Below are 903 nucleotides of genomic sequence, written 5' to 3'. Positions count from 1 at the left end.
GTAATAAAAAAACTTGATGATGAGGTAGAAAAATTTATAAACTTTAATGCAGATAAGCCAGTACTTATCTCGCTTGATGTCGCTCAAAACTTTTTGAGTCAGATTGAGACTACGTTAATTTTCGAGGAAGAGGAAGATGCATTTCCTTTTAATTGGGAAGCCGCACGAGCAGCTCTCGCTCACCTAAGCGCTCAACATCCTCAAAAGGAAGAACGTGGAAAGATTTGGCTTTGGGCTGCTAACGGACGTAACTCATCGCGTTTAGCTGGTAGCACTTCACACGCAAAGTTCATTGAAACTCCCGATTCAGAAAAAACTGAGGGTAGGCTTGCAAAAACCTATGCCATCAATCATCCCATTCTGTTTCTTCTTCGTCAGGAGGGGATAGCAAAAAATGAATGGAGGGACACTCCTTTCTATTGGCCTGTGATACGTGCTCAGGCCAATACCCCCACTGCTATATTTGTTACCGACACGGTAGACTAGATCATGTGTAGAAACACAAGTGTTATCGCTTTCCTAGCCGCATAAAAACAGACCCTAAATAAAAACCTCGGTTTATCAGGCTGTCAGCCCGGCTATGCCGTACTGACAGCCACTTTCAAGCGTGTTTCCTGCTATGCAGCGACAAGGGTGCGCCACGCCGGTCTGACGCACGCCCTTGACACCACGCTTTAACAGTTCGTCTGTAATTTGCGGGTTTTGGGGTTCGCTTACCTGTCCCCGCCACTGGTCAAGTCTGTCGGCCCATTCCTACATCATGGTTCTGCGTTGTTCTACGTATTCAGTAAACATCCGGGCAACTCACCTTGCTGCAGCTAATAACCCCTTTCATTATTCTCGGCATTAAATAACAAGCCTGAGAATAGACCATGCAATACAGTAAAGAAGAAAAACAGCAGC

Annotated in this window: 1 protein-coding gene; it reads left to right on the top strand. The window is 45.5% G+C overall.

Going from position 1 to position 903, the window contains the following annotated elements:
• A partial coding sequence (locus AC2A06_RS18620; RefSeq protein ID WP_484381272.1) for a hypothetical protein occupies positions 1 to 486 on the top strand: 486 nt, incomplete at its 5' end.
• Positions 487 to 903: the final 417 nt, after the last annotated feature.

The sequence above is a fragment of the Serratia sp. HNCC26DJ244 genome (genome assembly GCF_057180565.1).
Note: the sequence above shows the minus strand (reverse complement) of the source record. Positions and strands in the feature narration are given on the sequence as shown.